This window comes from Phocaeicola plebeius (assembly GCF_003437535.1).
Taxonomy (GTDB): domain Bacteria; phylum Bacteroidota; class Bacteroidia; order Bacteroidales; family Bacteroidaceae; genus Phocaeicola; species Phocaeicola plebeius_A.
Genome location: NZ_QSQT01000023.1, coordinates 50,103 through 74,328 on the forward strand (window position 1 = coordinate 50,103; position 24,226 = coordinate 74,328).

Genomic DNA, 24,226 nt, shown 5'->3' on the forward strand with positions numbered 1-24,226 from the left:
AAGAATGAAAAAACATGTATTGACAAGTTTGTTGTTGGGTACAGTTTTGAGTACTGCTTATTCACAAAAGGTGGAATGGAATACTCCAGGTGCGGGGAATCCGTTTATTCCAGGGTATTTTGCAGACCCTACGGTAAAGAAGTTCGGAGATACATATTATGTCTATGCTACGACTGATGGTAGTGGGGCAGGGTTTGGCCCTTCGCAGGTATGGTGTAGCAAGGATTTTGAGAACTGGACCATTATGCCGATGAACTGGCCGGACAGCCACTGGATTTGGGCACCGGATGTAATGCAGCATACCGATGGCACATATCGTATGTTCTACTGTCAGCCTTGCAATGTATATGAAGGAGTTGCAGATACACCGCGTGGACCATGGAAGAATGTACTGGGAGAAAGTGAAGCCGTATTGGTTCCCGACCGTTTTGTGAAGAATGCCATTACGCTGGATGGCCAGACGTTTGTAGACGATGACGGCTCGGTATATTTGTATTGGGGTACATGGGGTATCTATAAAGGTTTTGGCTGCGGGGCTGGAAAGATGACGTCTGATATGAAAGGTTTTGTGGAAACAAAGTTGATTCCTAATACGGAAGTAAAAGATTTCTTTGAGGCGCCGTTTGTGATGAAACGAAACGGTATCTATTATTTTATGTATTCTTCCGATTCGTGTCATGACAGCACCTATCATGTGCAGTACGCTACGAGCACGGTAGGACCGCTTGGACCTTATACATATAGAGGTACAATCCTGAAGACGTCCGCCGACGGTACAGTGCACGGACCGGGTCATCACAGCATTTTGCAGGAAGGAGATAATTATTATATCGTATACCATCGTCATGATAATCCTCATTCCAACCGTGGATTTCATCGTCAGGTTTGTATTGACAAGCTGAAATTTAATGCTGATGGTTCCATCGCTCCTATAGAAGGAACACACAGCGGAGTGGGGGCTTTTGCCAAGAGTGTATTGAAATCGAAAAACTTGGCCTATCGGAAACCGGTCAAAGCTTCTTCGTATTATGATGCCAACTTTGTGCCTGAATATGCGGTAGACGATAATAATGGTACGTTGTGGCGTCCGAAGACAATGGGGCAGGAGTGGATTGAGATTGACTTGCAGAAGGTTGAGAATATCCGTACGGTGTGGACACAATTTGAATATGGCACGTCGTATTATCAGTATGTAATTGAGACTTCAGTAGACGGAAAGAAGTGGGATGTTTTTGCGGATAAGCGTTCCAATTATCTGGCTGGAAGTCCGATGGTAGATTTCGGTGATGTGAAAGCACGGTATGTACGATTAACCACAACGGGAACACAGAAAAATGGTTTTGCCGGTGCTTTGTGGAACATTAAAGTGTTCGGCGAGTTTGAAACGGCATCTCCTCAGTTGTGGATGGGACTCTCGGGCTTGGACTGGAACGGTACGGAGTGGAGAAACGACGGCGGTATGCTGGGCGGTGTCTTCCAATTGAAATCCGGACAAGTTTCCCGTAAGCGTATTGACGGACAGGAGGCTATTGTGTTGGCCCCAGGTACATGCTTGGAATTTATGTCTCCGGTTGTTAATCCAAAAGAGGAGCATACAACTACAGTCTGGGTGTATGAAAATAACCGCTGGGTTTCCCAATCGGCAGACAAGTATGTACAGCGAGGAAAGGTAGTTATTCAGTCACAGGACAAGGAACTGACATTGACAAATTTCCGTTATTATAACTGGAAACAGGAAGAAGCAGAAAAGGCTTACGATGCAATTGTAGGTTTGGTACGTGTAGAGGCTTCTGATAAGATGAAAAGAGGATTGCTGGTATCTCTGGATGCAGATGATTTTGCAGTAGGTGATACGGTAGGATATATTCCGAATAAGGGAGTTGTAGAAGGTTATTTTGAGACTCAAAAGGCTCCGGTAATTGTAGAAGAACAGCAGGGTAAGAAAGCTTTCCGTTTTGAAGGCGAGCAGTTCTTCCGTTCCAGCTTTACCTTGCCGGCTACTCTTCGTGACAATGCTCCTTATACGTTGGAAGCCTGGGTGCTGAATCCGGAAATGGCTGAGAATGAATGTGTGGCCGATTTTACCAGCTCGCACGATGAAATGGAAAAAATCATGCTGGTGAATGGCACAGAACCTCGTTGCGGAATGCTGAACCATTATGGCTGGTACGAAGATGTCGGTTATAAGGAGGCTAAGTCACTGGAAGGAAAATGGCAACATATTTATGTCGTTTTTGACGGACGTATCGAGAAGGTATATATAAACGGGCAGTTAATCAGTTCAAAAGATATTCAGCTGCTGATTAAACCGATACAATTTGTAACTTTGGGACAGAATGCAGAAGGTAACTGGCCTTTTAGCGGCTATCTGCATGCGTTGAAGATCTGGGATGAGGCACTTCCCTTGAAAGATAAATGAGAATAATAACCTATAAAATATGAGTAACACCATGAAAAAATTTGTGATTTCTGCTCTGCTTTTTTCCTTGATAGGAGGTGGGGCATACGCGCAGAAGAAGGCTTCTGCACACGGCTATCCGATTGATCCGGTTCCGTTTACTTCGGTAAAACTGACGGATTCTTTCTGGGGACAGCGTTTGAAAGCCAGCCGTGAAGTAACTATTCCATTGGCTTTTAGCAAATGTGAAGAAACCGGACGCTACAAGAACTTTGAAATGGCAGCTCATCCGAGTGAAAATAATAAGGTGACAGGCTATTCATTTGATGATACGGATGTGTATAAGACTATTGAAGGAGCCAGCTATCTGCTTCAGACTTATCCGGATAAGAAGCTGAAGAAATACATTGACAGTGTGCTGGTAATTGTGGCTGCTGCGCAGGAGCCTGACGGCTATTTGTACACTTCACGTACTATGAATCCTAAACATCCACATGAATGGGCCGGTAGTAAACGCTGGGAGAAGGTGGAAGAACTGAGCCATGAGTTCTATAACTTAGGTCACATGGTAGAAGGTGCTATTGCACACTATCAGGCTACGGGACAACGGAATTTCCTGGATATAGCCATTCGTTATGCAGACTGTGTCTGCCGTGAGATTGGTGACAAACCGGGACAGCAGGTACGTGTGCCAGGTCACCAGATTGCAGAAATGGCATTGGCTAAACTATATCTGGTAACGGGTGACCAGAAATACCTGGATCAGGCTAAATTCTTCCTGGATAAGCGCGGCTATACTTCTCGTCGGGATGAATACAGTCAGGCTCACAAACCGGTAATTGAACAGGATGAGGCAGTAGGACATGCAGTACGTGCAGCGTACATGTATTCTGGTATGGCCGATGTGGCTGCCTTGACAGGTGATACAGCTTATATTCATGCCATCGACCGTATCTGGGATAACATTGTTTCTAAGAAATTGTATATCACCGGAGGTATTGGTGCGACAAACAACGGGGAAGCTTTCGGAAAGAATTATGAACTTCCTAATATGTCGGCTTACTGTGAAACTTGTGCGGCTATCGGTAATGTATATATGAATTACCGTTTGTTCCTTTTGCACGGAGAGTCCAAGTATTACGATGTGCTGGAACGTACTTTGTACAATGGATTGATTTCAGGTGTATCTTTGGATGGTGGCGGTTTCTTCTATCCGAATCCGTTGGAGTCTATGGGCCAGCACCAGCGTCAGCCTTGGTTCGGTTGTGCTTGTTGTCCGTCTAATATCTGTCGTTTCATCCCTTCTGTTCCGGGCTATGTTTATGCAGTAAAAGGAAAAGATGTATACGTAAACTTGTTTATTGCCAATAATGCTACTTTGCAGGTAAACGGAAAGAAGGTTACACTTTCACAAACCACATCTTATCCATGGAACGGGGATATTACACTGGCAGTAGACCGTAATTCAGCCGGACAGTTTGCCATGAAGATTCGTATTCCGGGATGGGTACGCAATCAGGTAGTTCCGAGTGACTTGTATACTTATACCGATGGTGTACGTCCGAAATATAGTGTGAAGGTGAACGGTGAAGAAGTGACATCAGATTTGCAGAAAGGTTACCTGACCATCGACCGTAAATGGAAAAAGGGAGATAAGGTAGAAGTTCACTTCGATATGAACGTGCGTACGGTAAGAGCGAATGGAAAGGTGGAAGCTGACCGTGGCCGGGTTTCTGTAGAACGTGGTCCGATTGTGTATTGTGCAGAATGGCCGGACAATGATTTTGATGTATTGAGTGTATTGATGAACCGCACTCCGAAGTTTGAAGTCGTAGAAAAACCGGATTTGTTGTATGGTATCAATCAGATTAAGACTCAGGCTCAGACATTGGAATACGATGAATCAGGCCGTCTGGTCGCAAAAGATCATACACTGACCATGATTCCATATTATGCATGGGCACATCGTGGAGCGGGAAATATGGCTGTGTGGTTGCCGAATGAAGTAAGTGCTACTCGTCCGGTTGCTATCCCGACACTGGCATCGAAGAGTAAGGTAGATGCTTCACATAAAGTGAAATCACTGTCTTCTATTTCTGACGGACTGGTGCCGAAGGATGAAAATGACCGTACGATTCCGTATTATCATTGGTGGCCGAAAGAAGGTACTACAGAGTGGATTTCATACGAATTCCCGGAAGAAATGGAAGTTTCCAGCTCTACAGTGTATTGGTATGATGATGCTCCTTGGGGAGGTTGCCGTGTACCGAAGTCTTGGAAAATCTATTATAAAGATGCTTCTGGCAATTGGACTCCAGTTCAGAATATTACAGCGTATGGGGTACAGAAGGGCAATCCGAATACCGTAGACTTTGAACCGGCGAAGACAAAGGCTGTGAAGTTGGAAGTGGTACAGCCGGATAAGAATTCTTCAGGTTTGTATGAGTGGGAAGTGAAATAACCATGAGAATTAATAGATAATAATGCAATCAGATTCGGGGTTTTGGGTTTTCTTGGGGGTGACTGAAGAGAATCTGAAATCCCGAATTCTTTAATATAATATGATAAAATGGAAAATAACTTATTCAAATCAGGCGTTTTGTTATTTGCATTAGGAAGTATGTCTTGTATCTCACTTTGGGCACAAGGTACGGTAGAGGATTACAACCGTGCGTATGCGCTGCGAGAGAAATACAATGCCAAGCACGTGCTGTATGCAGGTGTGGTTCCGCATTGGGTAGATCAGACTTCTGCTTTCTGGTATGTACGGCAGACAGAAAAGGGAAAGGAATATGTGAAGGTAGATGCTGCTTCGAAAAAACGTACGGCATTGTTTGACCAGCAGAAAATGGCGTCTGCTTTGACAGAAAAAGCAGGACGTGAGATAAATGCTTATAACCTTCCGCTTCAGAATTGCCGGTTAAATATTTCATTGGATACGTTACGCTTCCAATTGGACGGGAAGTTCTGGGCTTACAGCATCAAAAATAACCGTTTGTTGGATGAAGGAGCAATACCTTCTCGTGGAAAGGAACGCCACTGGATGGAAGTGGACGATGAGAAAGAAGGTAGCCCGGTTACCTCACCGGATGGTAAGTGGACCGCTTTTATCAAAAATGACAACGTATATGTTCGCGAAGTGGCTACAGGCAAAGAGAAGCAGCTGAGTCAGGATGGAACGTTGAGCAATTATTATTCTTCGTATATCCAGTGGTCGCCCGATTCCAAGTCGGTGGTATCTTGTCGGATTCGTCCGGTAGAAAAACGTTATGTATATTATGTGGAATCTTCTCCTGCCGATCAGGCGCAACCCAAATTGCATAAGCAGGAATATGCAAAACCTGGAGACGAGCTGCGTTTCAAGGTGCCTTGTATTTTCGAAGTAGAATCCGGCCGTCGTTTGATTCCTTCTACGGAGCTGTTCAGCCATCAGTATGAATTGTCTGGTCCGATGTGGAATGCGGATAGTAAGGCCATTACTTTCGAATACAATGAACGCGGGCATAAAGTATATCGCGTGTTGGAAATGTCGGCAGTGGATGGCAGTGTGCGTACGTTGATTGAAGAAAAGGAAGAAAAATACGTGAACTATCCTCGCATTTACCGTAACTACCTGAGCGATGGCAAGCGGATTATCTGGTCAAGTGAGCGGGATAATTACAACCATTTGTATCTCTACGACCGGGCTACCGGAAAGCCTTTGAATCAGATTACGAAAGGCGAGTGGTATGTTCGTGGAGTGCAGCATGTGGATGAGGCCAATGAAGTGATTTACTTTTCGGCTAATGGTATGAAGAAAGGCGAGGACCCGTACTTGATTCATTATTATAAAATCAATTTTGATGGAAGTAACCTGGTGGAACTGACTCCGGAAGAGGGAATGCACCAATGCTGGTATTCATCCGACTATAAGTATCTGGTAGATGTGTATAGCAAAGTAGACCAGGCTCCGATTGCTGTGCTTCGTGATGCAAAGAACGGAAAAATCCGTATGCAGCTGGATAAAGCCGATATTTCTGCTTTGCTGGCCAATGGCTGGAAAGCCCCGGAAGTATTTTCTGCCAAAGGACGTGATGGAAAAACGGATATGTGGGGAGTGATTTATCGCCCGTCTAACTTTGATCCGTCGAAGAAATATCCGGTAATTGAATACATTTATTCCGGACCGGGCGACCAGTATGTGCCGAAGACTTTCTCTTCTTATAACTGGTGGATGACATCGCTGGCTGAACTGGGATTCATTGTGGTACAGGTAGATGGTATGACGACCTCTTTCCGCTCAAAAGAATTTGAAGAAGTTTGTTACAAGAACCTGAAAGATGCCGGATTGCCCGACCATATAGCCTGGATTAAAGCCGCTGCGCAGAAATATCCTTATATGGATATTGACCGGGTAGGAATTTTCGGTTGCTCTGCCGGAGGACAGGAGTCTACCGGGGCCGTGTTGTTCCATCCGGAATTCTACAAGGCTGCCTATTCGGCATGTGGATGTCACGACAACCGTATGGACAAAATCTGGTGGAATGAACTTTGGATGGGATATCCGGTAGATGAATCCTACAGTGCTTGTTCCAATGTAGACAATGCTCATCTGCTGAGTCGTCCGTTGATGCTGGTGGTAGGCGAACTGGACGATAATGTAGATCCGGCTTCTACCATGCAGGTGGCCAATGCTTTGATAAAAGCCAATAAAGATTTTGAACTGGTGGTTATCCCGGGAGCTCACCACACGATGGGAGAGGACTTTGGCGAACACAAGCGTTATGACTTCTTTGTCCGCCATTTGATGGGAGTCACTCCTCCCTCATGGGATAAAGTGAAGACAGGAAAATAACTTGTGGCAGGTCAATGGGTCATTCATTTTTGTGAATCAGGTTCGGAGGAATCGTTATGAAAAGGAATGGCCCATTTCTTTTTTAAAAGAAAAGATTATTTTTGTCATTGATATGATAAAATAAAGTTGTACGCCTTAAAATTAAGTCTAATGATAGAACCTGTTTATTCTGCTGCTGAAAATCGTTACGAATGTGGTATGCAGTATCGCCGTGCCGGTCGTAGTGGAGTGATGCTGCCCGCTATTTCTTTAGGATTATGGCATAATTTTGGTGATGTAGATACACTTTCACTTAGCCGGAAAAAATTGCACTATGCGTTTGATCATGGAATTACACATTTTGACTTGGCTAATAATTACGGACCTTCTTATGGCTCAGCCGAAGAAACCTTTGGGCAGATTATGAAGTCATCGTTCGCTCCCTATCGGGATGAGTTGTTTATTTCCACGAAGGCAGGTCATGACATGTGGCCAGGCCCGTATGGCAACTGGGGTTCCAGAAAACATCTGATGGCCAGCCTGGACCAGAGCTTGAAGCGGATGAATCTGGATTATGTGGATGTATTTTATTCTCATCGGTATGACCCGGAAACGCCGTTGGAAGAAACTCTTCAGGCATTGGTTGATATTGTGCGTAAGGGAAAGGCTTTGTATGTCGGCTTGTCTAAATACCCGTTGGATGCCTATCTGTTTGCATCTCGTTATCTGAAAGAACGGGATGTGCCTTGCCTACTGTATCAGGGACGGTATAGCATGCTGGTACGCGAACCGGAATCTCAGGGGATATTGAATGCTGTGAAGGAGAATGGAAGTGGGTTTGTGGCTTTTTCTCCTTTGGCACAAGGCTTGCTGACTAACCGTTATCTGAACGGTATTCCGGATAATTCTCGTATAGCAAGGGGTGGTTTCCTGAAAAAAGAGGCGCTTACGCCGGAGGTGTTGAGTAAGATACAAGCATTGAATGAACGGGCGGCTATGCGCGGACAGTCACTGGCCGAAATGGCTCTGGCCTGGTTGTTGAAAAACGAAACTGTGATTTCCGTGATTGTAGGGGCCAGTTCGGTAGAACAGCTGGGAGATAGTTTGAAAACGTTGAATCATCTTTCATTTGAAGAAGAGGAACTTCATGCAATCGAAAAAATTCTGATGTAGCCGGCTAACTTCATGTGTGTAAGGTGAAAAGAGAAATGAAAAAAGTGAACTGTCTGTTTGTTAAAACAATATAATTATAGGCAGCTCACTTTTTTTGCTATGAACATTCATATAAATTTGTTCCCCTGAAACACACTTGTTTTTATATATGGATGAAATAATCATTATTATCGGGTTGATAGTACTGAACGGTATTTTCGCCATGTCCGAGGTGGCATTAATATCAGCCCGAAAATCCCGGTTGTCGACAGATGTAAAAAAAGGGAATAAATCTGCTCGCGTAGCATTGAAACTGGCAGGGGACCCAGATCGTTTTCTTTCTACAGTTCAAATTGGTATTACATTAATTGGTATTTTGACCGGTATCTATTCGGGAAATAAAATTGCGGTCGACCTGACGAATCTGCTTATCTCATGGGGAGTTGCTTCTTCTTATGCTTTTGGACTGGCACAGGGAATAATTGTAGTGATAGTGACTTATCTTACTATTATTTTTGGTGAGCTGGTGCCTAAACGTATTGGTATGAGCATGGCCGAGAGAATGGCTAAGCTGGTGGCACGGCCTATGAATGTGCTGGCAAAAGTGGCTTTACCCTTTGTCTGGCTGTTATCTAAGAGTACGGAAGCAATCTTTAATCTGTTGGGCATCAAGTATACCGACAGTAAAGTGACAGAAGAGGAAATCAAGTCTATTATTAAAGAAGGAGCAGACGATGGAGAAGTACAGCCTGTAGAACAGGACATTGTACAGCGTGTATTCTTGTTGGGCGATTTGAAAGTAGGCTCCATTATGACGCATAAGAGTGACATTGTGGCACTTGAGAGTGGAATGACGGCGGCTGAAGTGAAAGCTGTGCTGGTGAATGAATTGTATGAGTTTTATCCGGTGACGGAAGATGGTGACTTGGATAAGGTGAAAGGGGTAGTAAACCTGAAGGATTTGGTGTTACATCTTTCTGAAGAGAATTTCAATTTGCCGGCTCTGACGCATGAGGCTACATTCTTTCATGAAAACATGAATGTGTATAAGGCTTTGGAGCAGATGAAGGCCCAGAAGATAAGTCGTGCCCTGGTTTGTGATGAGTTTGGAGCTTGCGTGGGAATTATCACCTTGCGTGACATTCTGGAAGGCTTAGTTGGTTCTATGGATGATGCTGGGGAAGAACCGGATATTATCAAGCGAATCAATAAAGATGGCTGGCTGGTAGACGGCCAGTGTCCGTTGTATGATTTCTTGTGCTACTTTAATCGTCAGGACCTTTTGGAAGATGTAGACTATCATACGGTAGGAGGTTTAATTCTGCAGCATTTACAGCATATTCCACAAAGTGGAGAAACACTGGAGTGGAATAATTTTGTGCTGGAAGTGGTGGATATGGATGGTGCGCGAATTGATAAAGTCCTGGTTACCATTCCTTCCGTAGAAAATGAAGAAGAATGTGAATTTTAGAATGGAAAAAGTTTGATTTATTTTAAAGGAGTTTTTCAGGATTAGGTCTTGAAAAGCTCCTTTAAATTTATAATTATGGATAGAAAATGGTTTGAAAGTTCTTTTATTTTATATCCGGATTTTTCTTTACTCTGATTTTTGATATACGTACGATAATTTTTTAAATTTGGCACACGATAAACCATAGACTTTGTAGTCGGGAAATCTAACTATGTTCAACTTATTCATAAATAATGCAAGCATAAAATGATGCGAAAGTTATTTTTTATACTATTTATATTATTAATATTGACGACAATAAAATCCAATGCACAATATTTTCAGAATCTTAGTGTAGGCAATGGGCTATCTCAGCCTTCTGTAATGGCTATAGGACAGGATACTTTGGGGCGAATGTGGTTCGGTACAAGAGAAGGTTTAAATGTCTATGACGGAGGTAAGATTAAATATTACAAGGGTGAGGTAGATAATGGGAAAGATGGGAAATTATGGATTGGTAATAGTATATCTTCCATTGTATCAGAAAATCTTGTAGATGGCAATAAAGTGTATTTTATTTCTGATTTCTTTTTGTATGCTTATGATGTGCAAACCGAACTGTTTTGTAAGATAGATAATAGAGGGAAGGTAACGGCTATGACTGCATATAAAGGAAATATTTTGTATGCACAGAGGAACAACATATTTTTGTATGATCTCAAAACTCATAAAAAAAGCATTTATAAAATTTTACCTGAATCTACCTCTGTTAATGTAATTGAAGTTGACAGAGACAATATGTATGTAGGTACGACTGATGGTATAATTATTTCTCCTTTTGGCGCACTTTGGGAGGAGCAGTACCTTTTACCGGGAGAAGATATCTATAGAATATATGAAGATTCAAAACATAATTTGTGGATAGGAACGAGAATGAATGGACTTTATCGGAGAGTGAATGATAGAATAGAGAAAATTCCACTTTGTCCGAATGGCATAAACGGTATAATTGACCCGCAGATTCGTGAATTTGTTGAAGACGATGATGGGAATATATGGTTTGGCACTTTTATGGGTTTACAGAAATATGATATAAAAAACCATACTTATGCAGCCGTAAATATTCCGCAGTATGCGGGTGGGCTTAATCATCCTTCTATTTTTTCGCTTTTCAAAGATAGGCAAGGAAATATTTGGGCTGGAAGTTATTTTGGGGGCGTAAATTATTTCAACCCAACAAGAAATAGTGTAATTCATTACGATTATCAGGCAAAGGATTTGTCTAGTCTTTATTATTCATACATTGGTGAAATGATAATGGACAAAAGAGGGAATTTGTGGATAAGTACGGATGGAGGAGGAGTCAGTTGTATAGATCGTGGGTGGAGAACTGTGGAGCAATTTACTGCCACGCCTCTTTCACGTCATGGGCTTCCTCATAATAATGTGAAAAGTATGTGCTATGATATGGATAATGATATGCTATATATAGGTACACATCTTGGAGGCTTGTCTCGATATGACATTAAGAAGAAGACTTTCTATAATTATTCTACGGATTACAAATCTCCCGTTATGCCGGGAAGAATTATACACCATGTCAAAAAGTGGAAAAATAAAATTGTTGTTTCCTCAAGAGAGGGAGTGTTTTTGCTCGATACTCGGTCAAACAGATTTACTCATTTACCAGATTGTTTTGGTGAAGCAATGATTTTTGATATAGATAAGAACGGAACTTTTTATACTACATCTGGAAATAATATAAAAGCAATTTCTCTTGATACTCCTCATAAACAGGAAATAATATCACTTCATGCTTTAGGAGAGGTGTCGCATATTCTTTCAGTAGATAAAAAACTTTATATTTGTACTTTAGGCAGTGGAATGATTGTTTATGATACCTCTTTGAAGACAATTAATACCTATACATCATATAATAGTAATCTTCCCAGTAATTATTGTTATTCTTCCCGATTGACCTTAAATGGTAAATTGATACTTATAGGAGATAGAGGAATAACTATGTTTGATACGGATAAAAAGACGTTTGCGAGTATAAAGCAAGATTATTTAAAAGCTCCTATTATATATGGATGTGGCATCTGTATTTCTAAGGAAAATATAATTTACGTTGGCGATACAAAGGGGATAACACGTGTTGAAGAGTCTGATTTTTTATCTCCGTTACAACATAAACAACCGATTTATTTTTCTAATATTAATGTAAATAACGCTATAATACATCCATCGGAGGAAGGAAAAATCCTGAAAAAATCTTTGGCATTCACAGATAGAATAGATTTAGCTTCATCGCAAAATAATATAATTATAGAGTTTGCTAGTTCTGATTATATAAACAGGCATGTACAACAGATTTTTGAATATAAATTAGAAGGGTTTGATAAGACTTGGATTTCGACTACAGTTCCTTTTGCGAGATATACGAATCTTTCTCCTGGAAATTATACATTGTGTGTTAGAATGGCAGATGGTGATGCACAGGATATGGCTGTACTTAATATCTGTATTTCGTTGCCGTGGTATAACACATGGTATGCATGGGTTTTGTATATCATTATATTTATTACCATCGTTTGGATGATAATACGTTATAGAAAAGAGAAAAATGATTTATTTCTTTCACTTGAAAAAGAGAGATTTGAAAAGCAGCATATAGAAGAACTTAATCATGAAAAATTGGTGTTTTTTACCAATGTAAGTCATGAGTTTCGTACTCCACTTACCTTAATAATAAGTCACATAGAATCTCTTCTTCAGATGCCCAATCTACAACCAATGGTGTATAACCGGGTTTTGAAGCTTAAGAGAAGTGCTCAATATATGAATAACTTGATTTCTGAGCTTTTGGATTTTAGAAAGTTTACACAAAATAAATATACGCTGAATATGTCGCAGAAAGATATCTGCCTTTTTATGAAAGAGATATTTTATGTATTTAGTGATTATGCACATAGTAAAGGACTTAAATATGAGTTTTTCTCCAATCAGGAAGTAATATTATGCTGGTTTGACTCAAAGCAGTTAGAGAAAGTGTTTCTTAATTTGTTGTCGAATGCTTTTAAATATACGGAGAGAGGTAGTATTGAGATTAAAATATGCGTGGAAGGTGAGAATGTGGCTATTTCAATACATGATACTGGAAAAGGTATAGCAATGGGTGATTTTAATCGTATTTTTGATCGTTTTTATCAGATTGAAGGATCTTCTGAGACTGCTACATCTCCAGGTACTGGAATTGGCTTGGCTCTTACGAAGAGTATTGTAGAGAAACATCATGGAGAAATTTGCTTAGATAGTCAGTTGGGAAAGGGTAGTGTATTTACTGTAAAACTTCCACTTGGTGATGCAAGATATATTCATGATGAGCATGTTCATTTTGCGGATCGGGAGAAGGAGTCAGATTTGAAGGAGACAGATGAGGATAGTAGAGTTGGAATATGTGCCGTTGCTAACGAAGAAAGTTTCCAAAGCGAAGAAGGAGAGTCAAAAAAATATACGGTTTTAGTTGTGGAAGATAATGACGAGCTTATTCAAGTGTTATGTGAGCTTTTTTCACCTTTTTATCAGGTAATAATGGCAAGTAATGGCAAGGAAGGATTAGATAAAGCATATGAATATAAGCCTGATTTAATTATTTCGGATATTATGATGCCTGAGATGTCCGGAACGGAAATGTGTCTGAAAATAAAGAACAATATTGACTTGTGTCATATTCCTATTATACTTCTTACTGCATTAAATAGTGTAGAACAGAATATTGAAGGCCTTAATAGAGGAGCGGATGATTACATCTCGAAGCCTTTTAATCCGAGAATCCTACTTGCAAGAGCAAATAACTTGGTTCGAAATAGATTGTTAATACACAACCAGATACGTAAAAATCCAATAACGGAAGTTGATCTGACTAGTATTAATTTGCTTGATCAGGAGATTTTGAAGAAAACTTCTGAGGCTATTGAGGCACATATGGATGATACGGAATTTGATATACCGGAACTTTGTAAAGAGATTGGGGTAGGACGTTCTGTTCTGTATTCAAAATTTAAGGCCTTAACTGGTATGACTCCTAATAATTTTATTCTAAATTACAGGCTTAAGTTTGCTGCTACTATGTTACAGAAGTATCCGGATATACCAGTTTCAGAAGTGGGTGATAAGTGTGGGTTTAGTTCGCCTGTCTATTTTAGTAGGTGTTTTAAAAATCAGTATGGAGTAACCCCTCAAAATTATAGGAAAAGTTCTAGAAATAATTCTATGGAAAAAGGCGTCTAATTTTTAGACGCCTTTTTCCATAGAAATTATTTTTACCATCCAGGGTTTTGTCCTTTAGCCAAATCAGGATTTTTTTCGCATTCAGACAATGGGAATGGCCATAAGTAATCTCTTTCTGTCACAACACGTGTGTAATAAGCATTGTATAAGGCTATTCCATATACGGGGCCATTTAAAGTTTCAAGAAGTTTCCATCTTTTCATATCGCTAAAGCTATGTCCTTCAGCAGCAAGTTCTATTGTACGTTCGTGGCGCAAACGTTCAAAAACTTCCTCTTTTGTATTGGCTGCCATTTGTGGGGTACCGTTGTTGATTTCAGGCATATTTACTCCTTTTCTTGTACGTACTTTATTGATGTACTTCACTGCATTGTCTTTGTCAAAGCCAGATTCTGAGAAGATATAGCACTCTGCCAGCATTAGATATACATCTGCCAGGCGAATAAGTGGGAAGTTAATAGGGGTATCTGCACGGTTGTTTATTGCTCCATCCATATCATATTCTGCTACAAATTTCCGGAATGGATAGTATTCATAGTTTCCGTTGACACGTATGAATCCATTGGTCTCGTTGCAGATTCCGACTTCTTTTGTCATGACAAATTCTGTATCTTTAGCTTTATTGCTGACCCAACCTTTGAATTGAGTGTATGGAAGAATCACCGTTGACGCCATTCTTGGGTCACGATTTTCATACATGCTTAATAATTCAGCTCTGTGTGTTGTGTATTCTTTTACACTTTTATTGTCTTCGGTAAGTTTGGAGTAGAAGACTTCTTCTCGCATTGGGTATTCTTTTTTCTTTGTTTCTGTATTTTCAACAGCATCATTATAGGTTGGATATCCATTCCAGCCGTATGAGGCTTTTGCTTCTGTCCAGCTGAAAGGTGATCCATCTTTCCATTCATAAGAATCTACAAGATTGACCGAGGCCATTACATTGTTCCAGCAGCTACCAAATGCAGCTCTTGTTCCCATGTAGAAAGTGGTTGGCATACCGAAGTCCTGTCCAATTCCACCAATATTCTGTATGGCAAAAATCATTTCACTACTTTCGTCACCACCAGGTTTGAACAGGTCTGAATAAGGGTTCTCACCTTCTTCGTAGAGTTTATACACTCCTGCATATTGAGAATTTTCTGTTTCACCAATAAGTTCTCTGAAGCATTTCTTGGCTTCATCATATTTCCCAGCATAAAGAAGTACTTTCCCTTTTAGTGCAAGGGCAGCTCCGGATGTGGCTCTTCCTTTGTTGGTGCTATCCCATTCGACAGGCAGTTTCTTTATTCCTTCTTCAAGGTCTGTCAGGATAAATTGTCTTACAGTTTCAATGTCACTTTTGGGTTTGAGCATGCTCATAAACTCATCTTCTACAATGGTAGTTTCATCGTAGATAGGAACTCCTCCCCAAAAATCCATAAGAGTGAAATAATATAATGCACGCATGAACTTGGCTTCTGCCTTATACCGCTCTTTTAACTCTTCTGTCATATCACATTTGTCTACATTCTGTAAGACGATGTTGGCGCGAGAAATTCCTTCATAAAGTTTCTGGAATTTGTTTGTAACAAATCCTTCGCTACTAGTATAGGTGCCTCTTGCGATGGTGGCATATGAAGCTGGGTCGTAACCGCTGCCAACACCTCCTAAGCAATCAAAACCAAATTGTCGGCCAAAGACGTCTTCGTCTGTCATCAGGCTATAAACTCCCATCATGGCTTGGTCAGCATGGGCTTGAGTCTGGAAGAAAGTAGTAGAATTTAATTGATCTTCCGGAAAAACATCCAAATCATAACATCCTGTGGTGAATGCCATTGAAGCAGCTAAAACTGCAATTAATTTATATTTTTTCATAATGGTAAATCATAAATGGTTATAAAAACTATGTTAGAAAGATACGTTAATACCTACTACCACATTTTTCATGGTCGGATATCCCAGTGTTCCTCCTAATTCAGGGTCAAATCCTCTAAAAGAAGTAAAGGTGAAGAAGTTTTCCAAACTTCCGTAAACACGGATACGTTCGAGAGAGGTTTTGGATACAATTGATTTAGGTAAGGTATATCCTAACTGAATATTACGTATTTTTAAGAATGAAAGATCTTGCAGATAAAAATCGCTCATCTGTTTGTTTTTGTTATTTGAATATTCAAGTAGTCTTGGATATTCGGCAGATGTAGTTCTTCCTTCATACCATCTTCCTTCTACAACTTCTTTATTCATCTGATAACCATAACGTACAGAAGCCGTGTTGGCTAAATCATTTTGCCAGTAGATTTTTGCTCCAGCCTGACCTTGGAAAAGAACAGAGAAATCAAGCCCTTTGTAAGATGCATTTAAATTAAGTCCGAACTGGAACTTAGGATTAGGACCGTCGCTCACAATTTCTCTATCATCCAAGTTAATCAGTCCGTCTCCATTGGTATCTTTGTATAAGAAGTCTCCTTTTTCTGGCTTACCTGAAGAGAATATTTGATTTTCTGCAATGTTGTTACCATATAATTGTTTTGCGTTGTCTATAATCTGTTGAACAAGTTGCAGGTCTTCATCTGTTTGGATGATGCGGTCAACTCTCAAAAGATATTGTGAGTTGATGGAATGGCCTTCCCAGATAACGTTTGCGCCGTCAATACTCATACCACCTTTGTCTCTTCCTTTAAATTTATTGACAATATTTTTTACATAAGTGAAGTTTCCATTGATGCCGTATGAGAAGTCACCAATCTTATCTTGCCATCCTAAAGTAAATTCAACTCCTTGGTTAGTTACAATAGCACTGTTTTGTTTGGGAATATCGGTTGAACCATGTACCAAAGGAGCAGGTAGTTCGATAAGGATATCTTTGGTACGTTTGTGGAAGTAATCAATTGTTCCAGTAAAACGGTTATTGAAGAACCCAAAGTCAACTCCGACATTTGTCATATAAGTTGATTCCCAGGTAAGTGCCCTGTTGGCCAATTTGGTTTGAACAAGTCCTTGCACTAGCAGGTTGTTTAGTGAATAGTTACTGTTATCAATTGCGTAAGTAGCAAGCGCATCGTAGTTGCCTACAGAATTGTTCCCTAATGAACCGTATGAAAGGCGAAGTTTTAAATTGCTAAGTCCTTTTTCTAATGCTCCTTTCATAAATTCTTCCTGATCGATTCTCCATGCAAAAGAACCTGAGGGGAAATACCCTGTTCTTTTATTAGAGAGGAAGCGTGAAGACTGGTCAGCGCGAAGGTTTAATTCGAGCAGATATTTGTTGTTCCAGTCAAGGTTTACACGTCCGAAGAAAGATCGCATAGCCCATTCAGTACTTGATCCAGATGCACTGGCGTCTCCTGTGGCTCCATTTATCACGTTTAGACTATAGTCGATTAAGTCATACTTGGTCGCTTGGAAGTTATGTTGGTAATATCTTTCCTGGCTGGCACCAATCATTGCATTCAGCCCTAACTGATCATTGATGAAACGGTTTTCATATCTGGCTACTACATCATTGAAATAGCGTTGTGTTTTTCCGTCGTAGTTCATGATGCTTGATTTACCTTCTGTGGTACGTGTAATCAGTTCGTCTCTGAAGTTCCATTGTTCCAGGATGACAGGCTTACGTTTTCTTTCTTCATCTACAACATCATATGAATAAGAACCTGTGATGCTGAATCCTTTGAATGGTTTTAATGTAGCTACAAAACGAGTTCTCAAATTGTGTTTTGCAATGTTACCGGCTACTTGGTTAAGGCGTACTAGTGGGTTATTGACAGCGCTCTGTGCATCGTCTTCTGGATTATTCATCGCACCAAATCTTCCGTCGGGTGCTTGAAATACCATGCCTGGAGTAGTGGCAGAAGCGTATGTGAATACGTCATCTACAGAGGTTGATGTGCTTGAGGTATCTGTATATTTGGCCGCAGGATCCATGTTTGATACATACCCATTTACGTATGCTCCTAAAGTTAGCCAAGGTTTGATATCTGCTGTAATGTTGAGTCGACCGCTATATTTTTCAAACCCTGTATTATCCATGACTCCCGGATTGTTCTGATAACCAAATGAAGAATAGAATCTTATTTTCTCACTTCCTCCACTCATTGAAATTACATGATTGTGTGATACAGAGTTGTTGAATGTATCATCAATCCAGTTTGAATTTGGATAGCGCAAGGCATCTTTCCCTTCATTGTCTCTCCATTCTTGAATGGTCTGTGCAGAGAACTTTTCGGCCATTCCTGAGTTTCTATATCCTTCATTGATATATTCCATGTAATCTGCATAATTGGAAACAGGATCCATAGAACTTGGAATAGAAGGAGAGGTAAATGATACATAACCGTTATAGTCAAGTTTAATTTTACCTGACTTACCTTGTTTGGTGGTTATTAAGATGACACCATTGGCAGCACGTGAACCGTAGATGGCAGAAGATGCTGCGTCTTTCAATACTGTCATTGTTTCAATATCCTGAGGATTGACGGTATTGATACTGGCTTCAGCTCCATCTATGATTACAAGAGGAGAAGAATCATTAAGTGTTCCTTGACCGCGTACTTTGATGGAGGCGTCATCATTTCCTGGCTGGTTGCTTGACATCTGGACACTGACACCGGCTGCAAGTCCTGACAATGCATGAGATACGTTTGTGATAGGACGGCTTTCTGTTAATTCACTTACATTGATGGTAGAGAGAGAACCTGACAGGTTTACTTTTTTCTGAGTACCATAACCTACTACTACTACTTCTTCCAGTGTTTCCGTATCTTCTTTAAGATTTACAGTAATGTTGTTGGTAGTAGAAGTAACTTTTACTTCTTGTGTATTAAATCCAATATAGGAAACCTGAAGAATACACTCCGAAGGAACATTTAGGGTAAAATTTCCGTCAATGTCGGTAATCGTTCCGTTAGTTGTTCCTTTCACAATTACGTTAGCTCCAATAATAGGCTCACCTGCCGCATCAAGAACTTTACCATTAATTGCTTTTTGCTGTAAAATACTTTCAATTGCATCTGCATGTGGTGACGATGATTCGTTGGCTGCGGTAGCTATGCCTGATGCAAAAAAAGCTAAAGAAACTCCTGCCAAAATTCTGGTCATGGAGATTTTGTAGTTCCTAGCACTTTTCATAAGTATAAGTTTAAGTTTGTGAATTATTGACATAGCAAAGATTGTTAGAATCTGTAAATTCTATTATACGAATTGTCCGATATATATGTAAAAAAAATCCGGAGATTTTTTTAGGAATATTTTTATGTCAATATAATTGTTAGAATAGGTGGTGCGTATCTTATTAATTTATAGGTGATTATATGAAATTACTGATTGCGCAGCTTTTAATAACTCGAAGAAACTGTTTTTTCTTGTATAAAATAGTGCTGGAAGTGATCTATACAATTTGTGTATCTACTATGTACAATATTGATACCTTGTTATATGATTAAGCCTTAATATTGCATTGTTAATTAATAATACTAATATCATGAAAACAAAAAGTTTTTTTTCTTTAATTGTCTTCGTTTTTCTTTCATGTATTAAAGTGGCTGCTTATACTGAGAGAAATTTTCTTCAACATGTGGCGGCTCAGGAAAGTCTTGCGGAGTGCCTTGTCTTAAATCAAAAATGGGTTCAGTATCCTTCTTATAAAGATCGGGAAGGATGGAGTCGGTTTTTAGGGGAATATAAAGATGAAATTATTAAAAATGGAGAGTCGCTTTTAGGGTACACTTGGAAAGTGGTAAAGGCAACAGACTATCTGGAGTTTGAAAGAAGTGGAAATCGGGAGATTATGGAACGGCCTTTTGATGACAACAATCAAGCTATCGTGAGGCTTATGCTTGCTGAACTGGCAGAAGGGAGGGGACGTTTTATAGACCAGCTTATTAATGGAGTCTTTCATACTTGTGAAATGACATCTTGGGCATTGTCAGCCCATTTGGTGACTCAGCCTACACACCGTGCATTGCCTACACCCATTTATCCTTTGATTGATTTAACAGCTGGGGATTTGGGAAGTCTTTTATCATGGGTATATTATTTTATGCATGAAGAATTTGACAAGATAGATCCGGAAATTTCCCGACGCTTATACAGAGAACTGGATGAAAGAATAATGAAACCTTATTTGAATAATGATAGTTTTTGGTGGCTGGCTGCGAATTATAAAGGGCAAATGGTGAATAACTGGAATCCATGGTGCAATAGTAATTGTTTGATGACATTTATGCTGCTGGAGAATGATGTAGACCGTCTTTCTAAAGCTGTTTCCCGTAGTATGCAATCGGTGGATAAGTTCCTTAATTATGTTCACTCTGACGGAGCATGTGAAGAAGGACCTTCTTATTGGGGGCATGCTTCAGGAAAATGTCTCGATTATCTTGTTTTGTTGAATCGGATAACTGGTGGTAAAATCTCAATATTTGACAATCCGCAGATTAAAGCAATGGGAGAGTATATTGCAAGAAGTTATGTAGGGAATGGATGGGTTGTTAATTTTGCGGATGCTTCTGCCAAAGGAGGTGGAGACCCTTATCTTATATACCGATATGGAAAAGCTGTAAAGAGTGACATCTTGAAGCAGTTTGCTTCAATGCAAAATAAGGGAAGCAAGATTTCTTTTAGAGGTCGTGATCTGTTCCGTATTTTAGAAGCTTTTTTAGTGGAGGATGAATTATGTGCGTATCAAGAAGCCTATACAGGTGTTTCTTATACCTGGTATCCTGAGACGGAATTTTGCTATGTAAGAAATAAGAAGGCCTTTTTTGCCGCAAAAGGAGGATATAATGATGAAAGCCATAATCATAATGATGCGGGCAGTTTCTCTTTGTGGGTAAATAATATGCCGGTTATTATTGATGCGGGAGTTGGTACTTACACAAGACAGACGTTTAGTAGTGAAAGATACACGATTTGGACTATGCAAAGTAATTATCATAATTTGCCGATGATAAACGGGGTTCCTCAAAAGTATGGACGCCAGTATAAGGCTACGGAAGTTAAAGCTACGAAGAATAGTTTCTCTGCGAACATAGCTACAGCTTATCCTGATGAAGCTGGAGTGAAGAAATGGATTCGTTCTTATACAATGAAGTCTGACGCTCTTATGATAAGTGACCGGTTTGAACTGAATGAGATAAAGAAAGAAAATGTGATTAATTTCTTGTCATGGGGAGACATAATCATAAAAGATGGTGTAATTGAGATTTCTGTCAATGGGGTTAAAGGTACGTTGAAATATGATACTAAGATGTTTAAAGTAAAAAAGGAATGTGTAAAACTTACGGATAAAAAATTGTCGTCTGTATGGGGAGCGGAGGTCTATAGGTTGTCTTTTATTGCTAAAGAAAAAGAGCAAAAGGGTTGTTATACTTTTACAATCTCTTTTTAAGTTAAACTTAATGCGTGAAAATATTTATGGGTATTTTAAAATTGTTATTAAATTGTTGTGTAGCAGCAACTGTTTGTGGGTTGGGAAGCTGTATGAAAAAAGCAGAATCAACTGAAAAATCCTGGGTTGAGCAGGCTGTTGAAAATGCTAGGTGTCAGATTGGATTGGAGATTGATACAATTGAGGCGAGTGGCAAGGTTTTGAATCCTGTGACTTTGAACGAGAACGAGCAAGTTTATTATTGTGGGTTCTCAGACTGGAGAAGTGGTTTTTTCCCAGGAAGTGTGTGGTATTTGTATGAACTTACGGATGATAATACGCTTCTTTCTGTTGCACAAAAGTATACGGAGGCGTTGGATGAGGCTAAAAAACTTACTTGGCATCATGATATAGGGTTTATTGTGAATTGTAGTTATGGTAATGGGCTTAGGTTATCAGGAAAGGCCGAATATAAAGATGTGATGATAGAAGCAGCTAACTCTTTATGTACCCGTTTCCGGGAAAAACCTGGAACTATACAAAGTTGGAATGTTTCTGGAAATAGTTGGCAGGCTCAAAGAGGCTGGGAATGTCCGGTTATAATTGATAACATGATGAACCTGGAATTGTTGTTTGAAGCAACAAAACTGTCTGGTGATTCTACTTATTATAAGATTGCCGTAGCGCATGCTGACAGAACATTGAAGGAACAGTTTCGTCCAGATGGAAGTTGTTATCATGTCATAGATTACAGTCTTTCAGACGGGAGCGTAAGACACCGTCATACAGCACAAGGATACTCTCATGAATCTGTTTGGTCACGTGGACAAGCGTGGGCTATATATGGTTTTACAATGTGTTATCGTTATACGGGCGATAAAAAATATTTACAGCAGGCCATAAAGACTTTTAATTTCATGAAGAACCATAAAAAGATGCCTGAGGACCTTGTTCCTTATTGGGACATGGAAGCACCTAAAATACCTGATGAGCCTAGAGATGTTTCTTCTGCAGCTGTTATAGCTTCTGCTTTGTACGAGATTTGCACATTGGGAGTGCCTGAGGCGATTTCCTATGAGGAATATGCTGACCATATTATGGCAAGCCTTGCTTCAGAGCGTTACACAGCAAGATTAGGTGAGAATGGGCGGTTTATTCTGATGCATTCAGTGGGAAGTATTCCTCATAACAGCGAAATAGATGTTCCTTTGAATTATGCAGATTATTATTATCTGGAAGCATTGAAACGAAAAGTAGACATAGAAAAAAGTAAAAACCTTGCATTAAAATAAATGACTATGATGAAAATTAAAAGTGTGCTTTTAGTAGCACTTATGTTAGTATCTGTTCATGTTGTCGCAAAAAATGATAAAGAGTCACAGGCTAGTGACCGGGAAGTTTGGACCGAACTATGTTATAAGATAGCGCAGCCTATACTTGAAAATATGAGTAAAGGTGAATTGCAGAAGAACATGAATCTGGAGCTTAGTCCGACTTGGGATGGAAGAGACAAACGAGTGGCTTATATGGAAGCCTTTGGACGCCTGATGGCTGGTATTTCACCATGGCTTGCTTTGCCAGATGATGAAAGTAAAGAAGGTAGAATGAGAAAACAACTCCGTGACTGGGCTATATCATCGTATAAAAATGCGGTAAATCCTGATAGCCCGGACTGCTTGTTGTGGGAAGGGCCCACTCAGATATTGGTAGATGCGGCTTATATTGCAGAAAGTTTTATGCGCGCACCTGAAGCAACTTGGAATAGACTGGACCCGATAACTAAGCAAAGATATATCGATAGGTTTATCGGGTTGAGAGTGATACGGCCGGCGTATAATAACTGGTTGCTTTTTAGAGCCATGACTGAGGCCTTTCTTTTGTCTATAGGCGAAAAGGCTGATATGTATGCACTAACTGTAGCCGTCAATAAGATAAATGAATGGTATCTGAGTGATGGCTGGTATAGTGATGGACCGGAATTTGCTTTGGATTATTATAACTCTTATGTAATACATCCGATGTATGTGGAAGTATTAGAGGTTTGTGAGGCTAATAAATTTTCAACTCCAGTTTCTGTTTCTTTAGGGGTTAAAAGAATGCAGCGCTTTAATACTTTCATAGAAAGACTTATTTCTCCTGAAGGCACCTATCCGGCATTTGGCCGATCTGTGGTGTATCGTATGGGGGCATTTCAATCAATGGCGCTTGCCGCATGGAAATATGGTTTGCCAGAGGACCTGAAAAATGGACAAATCCGAAGTGCACTTACCGCAGTAATGAAAAATATGTTTTCTGTTGAGGGTAATTTTGATAACGAGAATTTCTTGAAACTTGGATTTGTGGGACACCAGCCTAATTTGGCTAATTATTATACGAATAATGGAAGTCTTTATATGACTTCTTTAGTCTATTTGCCATTGGGACTTCCTGCTGATCATCCATTTTGGTCTGATCCAGCTGAAGATTGGACTTCGAGAAAAGCATGGAAAGGTGAAAGATTTCCGATTGATGGACACATTTCCCTAAGAAGATAATATCTTTAAATAAAAAACTCTTTGGTTTTGTAGAAAAGTCAAAGAGTTTTTTTATTAAATGTGATGGTCGTTTGTATAGTTTCTTCCTTTGAACTATATGTTTCCGCCGTTCGAACCGTACGTTTTGCGTTGCGGAGCCGTAGGTTTTTCGTAACGGAAACGTAAAAAGTTCCTTTTCGTTCGTGTAAAAATTCCGTTCCTTTTTCCGTATTCCATTCGCAGCTTCAGGCTTTGCAGCTGTTTTC

At 40.0% G+C, this 24,226-nt stretch carries 11 protein-coding genes; 9 read left to right on the plus strand and 2 right to left on the minus strand.

Translation table 11 applies throughout. From position 1 onward, the window contains the following. Window positions 1-4: 4 nt before the first annotated feature. From DXD04_RS12150 to DXD04_RS12175, 6 genes are all read left to right on the plus strand, one after another. Complete coding sequence (locus tag DXD04_RS12150) at window positions 5-2,419, plus strand: family 43 glycosylhydrolase (protein WP_117673547.1); 2,415 nt, start codon at window positions 5-7, stop codon at window positions 2,417-2,419. Between the two features lie 31 nt (window positions 2,420-2,450). Next, window positions 2,451-4,859 carry a glycoside hydrolase family 127 protein gene (locus DXD04_RS12155; RefSeq protein WP_117673558.1) on the plus strand — a complete coding sequence of 803 codons (2,409 nt, stop codon included), beginning with the start codon at window positions 2,451-2,453 and terminating at the stop codon, window positions 4,857-4,859. Between the two features lie 159 nt (window positions 4,860-5,018). Then, complete coding sequence (locus DXD04_RS12160; RefSeq protein WP_117673549.1) at window positions 5,019-7,232, plus strand: S9 family peptidase; 2,214 nt, start codon at window positions 5,019-5,021, stop codon at window positions 7,230-7,232. Between the two features lie 150 nt (window positions 7,233-7,382). Then, window positions 7,383-8,384 (plus strand): aldo/keto reductase, encoded by a 1,002-nt coding sequence (locus tag DXD04_RS12165; RefSeq protein ID WP_117673551.1) that lies wholly within the window; start codon window positions 7,383-7,385, stop codon window positions 8,382-8,384. Window positions 8,385-8,532: 148 nt separating this feature from the next. Further along, entirely contained in the window at window positions 8,533-9,834 is a 1,302-nt protein-coding gene (locus tag DXD04_RS12170; RefSeq protein WP_117673553.1) for a hemolysin family protein, read from the plus strand. Between the two features lie 246 nt (window positions 9,835-10,080). Beyond that, the gene (locus DXD04_RS12175; protein WP_259299553.1) at window positions 10,081-14,106 is read left to right on the plus strand and encodes a hybrid sensor histidine kinase/response regulator transcription factor; all 4,026 of its coding nucleotides are present in this window, start codon (window positions 10,081-10,083) and stop codon (window positions 14,104-14,106) included. A gap of 32 nt (window positions 14,107-14,138) precedes the next feature. Here the strand turns inward: DXD04_RS12175 and DXD04_RS12180 are convergent, their stop codons facing one another. Together DXD04_RS12180 and DXD04_RS12185 are read right to left on the minus strand one after the other, a co-directional pair. Beyond that, complete coding sequence (locus DXD04_RS12180; protein ID WP_117673554.1) at window positions 14,139-15,959, minus strand: RagB/SusD family nutrient uptake outer membrane protein; 1,821 nt, start codon at window positions 15,957-15,959, stop codon at window positions 14,139-14,141. 33 nt (window positions 15,960-15,992) lie between these two features. Next, window positions 15,993-19,211, minus strand: a complete 3,219-nt coding sequence (locus tag DXD04_RS12185) for a SusC/RagA family TonB-linked outer membrane protein (RefSeq protein ID WP_117673555.1) — start codon at window positions 19,209-19,211, stop codon at window positions 15,993-15,995. A 352-nt stretch (window positions 19,212-19,563) separates the two neighbouring features. Here DXD04_RS12185 and DXD04_RS12190 point away from each other — a divergent pair, with 352 nt between their 5' ends. The 3 genes from DXD04_RS12190 to DXD04_RS12200 are packed head-to-tail and all read left to right on the plus strand — an operon-like array spanning window position 19,564 to window position 23,981. Then, a complete protein-coding gene (locus tag DXD04_RS12190) occupies window positions 19,564-21,468 on the plus strand; it encodes a heparinase II/III family protein (RefSeq protein WP_117673556.1) in 1,905 nt (634 codons plus the stop codon). A 26-nt stretch (window positions 21,469-21,494) separates the two neighbouring features. Next, the gene (locus DXD04_RS12195) at window positions 21,495-22,739 is read left to right on the plus strand and encodes a glycoside hydrolase family 88 protein (RefSeq protein ID WP_117673557.1); all 1,245 of its coding nucleotides are present in this window, start codon (window positions 21,495-21,497) and stop codon (window positions 22,737-22,739) included. Between the two features lie 42 nt (window positions 22,740-22,781). Further along, window positions 22,782-23,981: a DUF2264 domain-containing protein gene (locus DXD04_RS12200; protein WP_409034804.1), complete on the plus strand. Its 1,200-nt coding sequence runs from the start codon at window positions 22,782-22,784 to the stop codon at window positions 23,979-23,981. The last annotated feature ends 245 nt before the right edge of the window (window positions 23,982-24,226 follow it).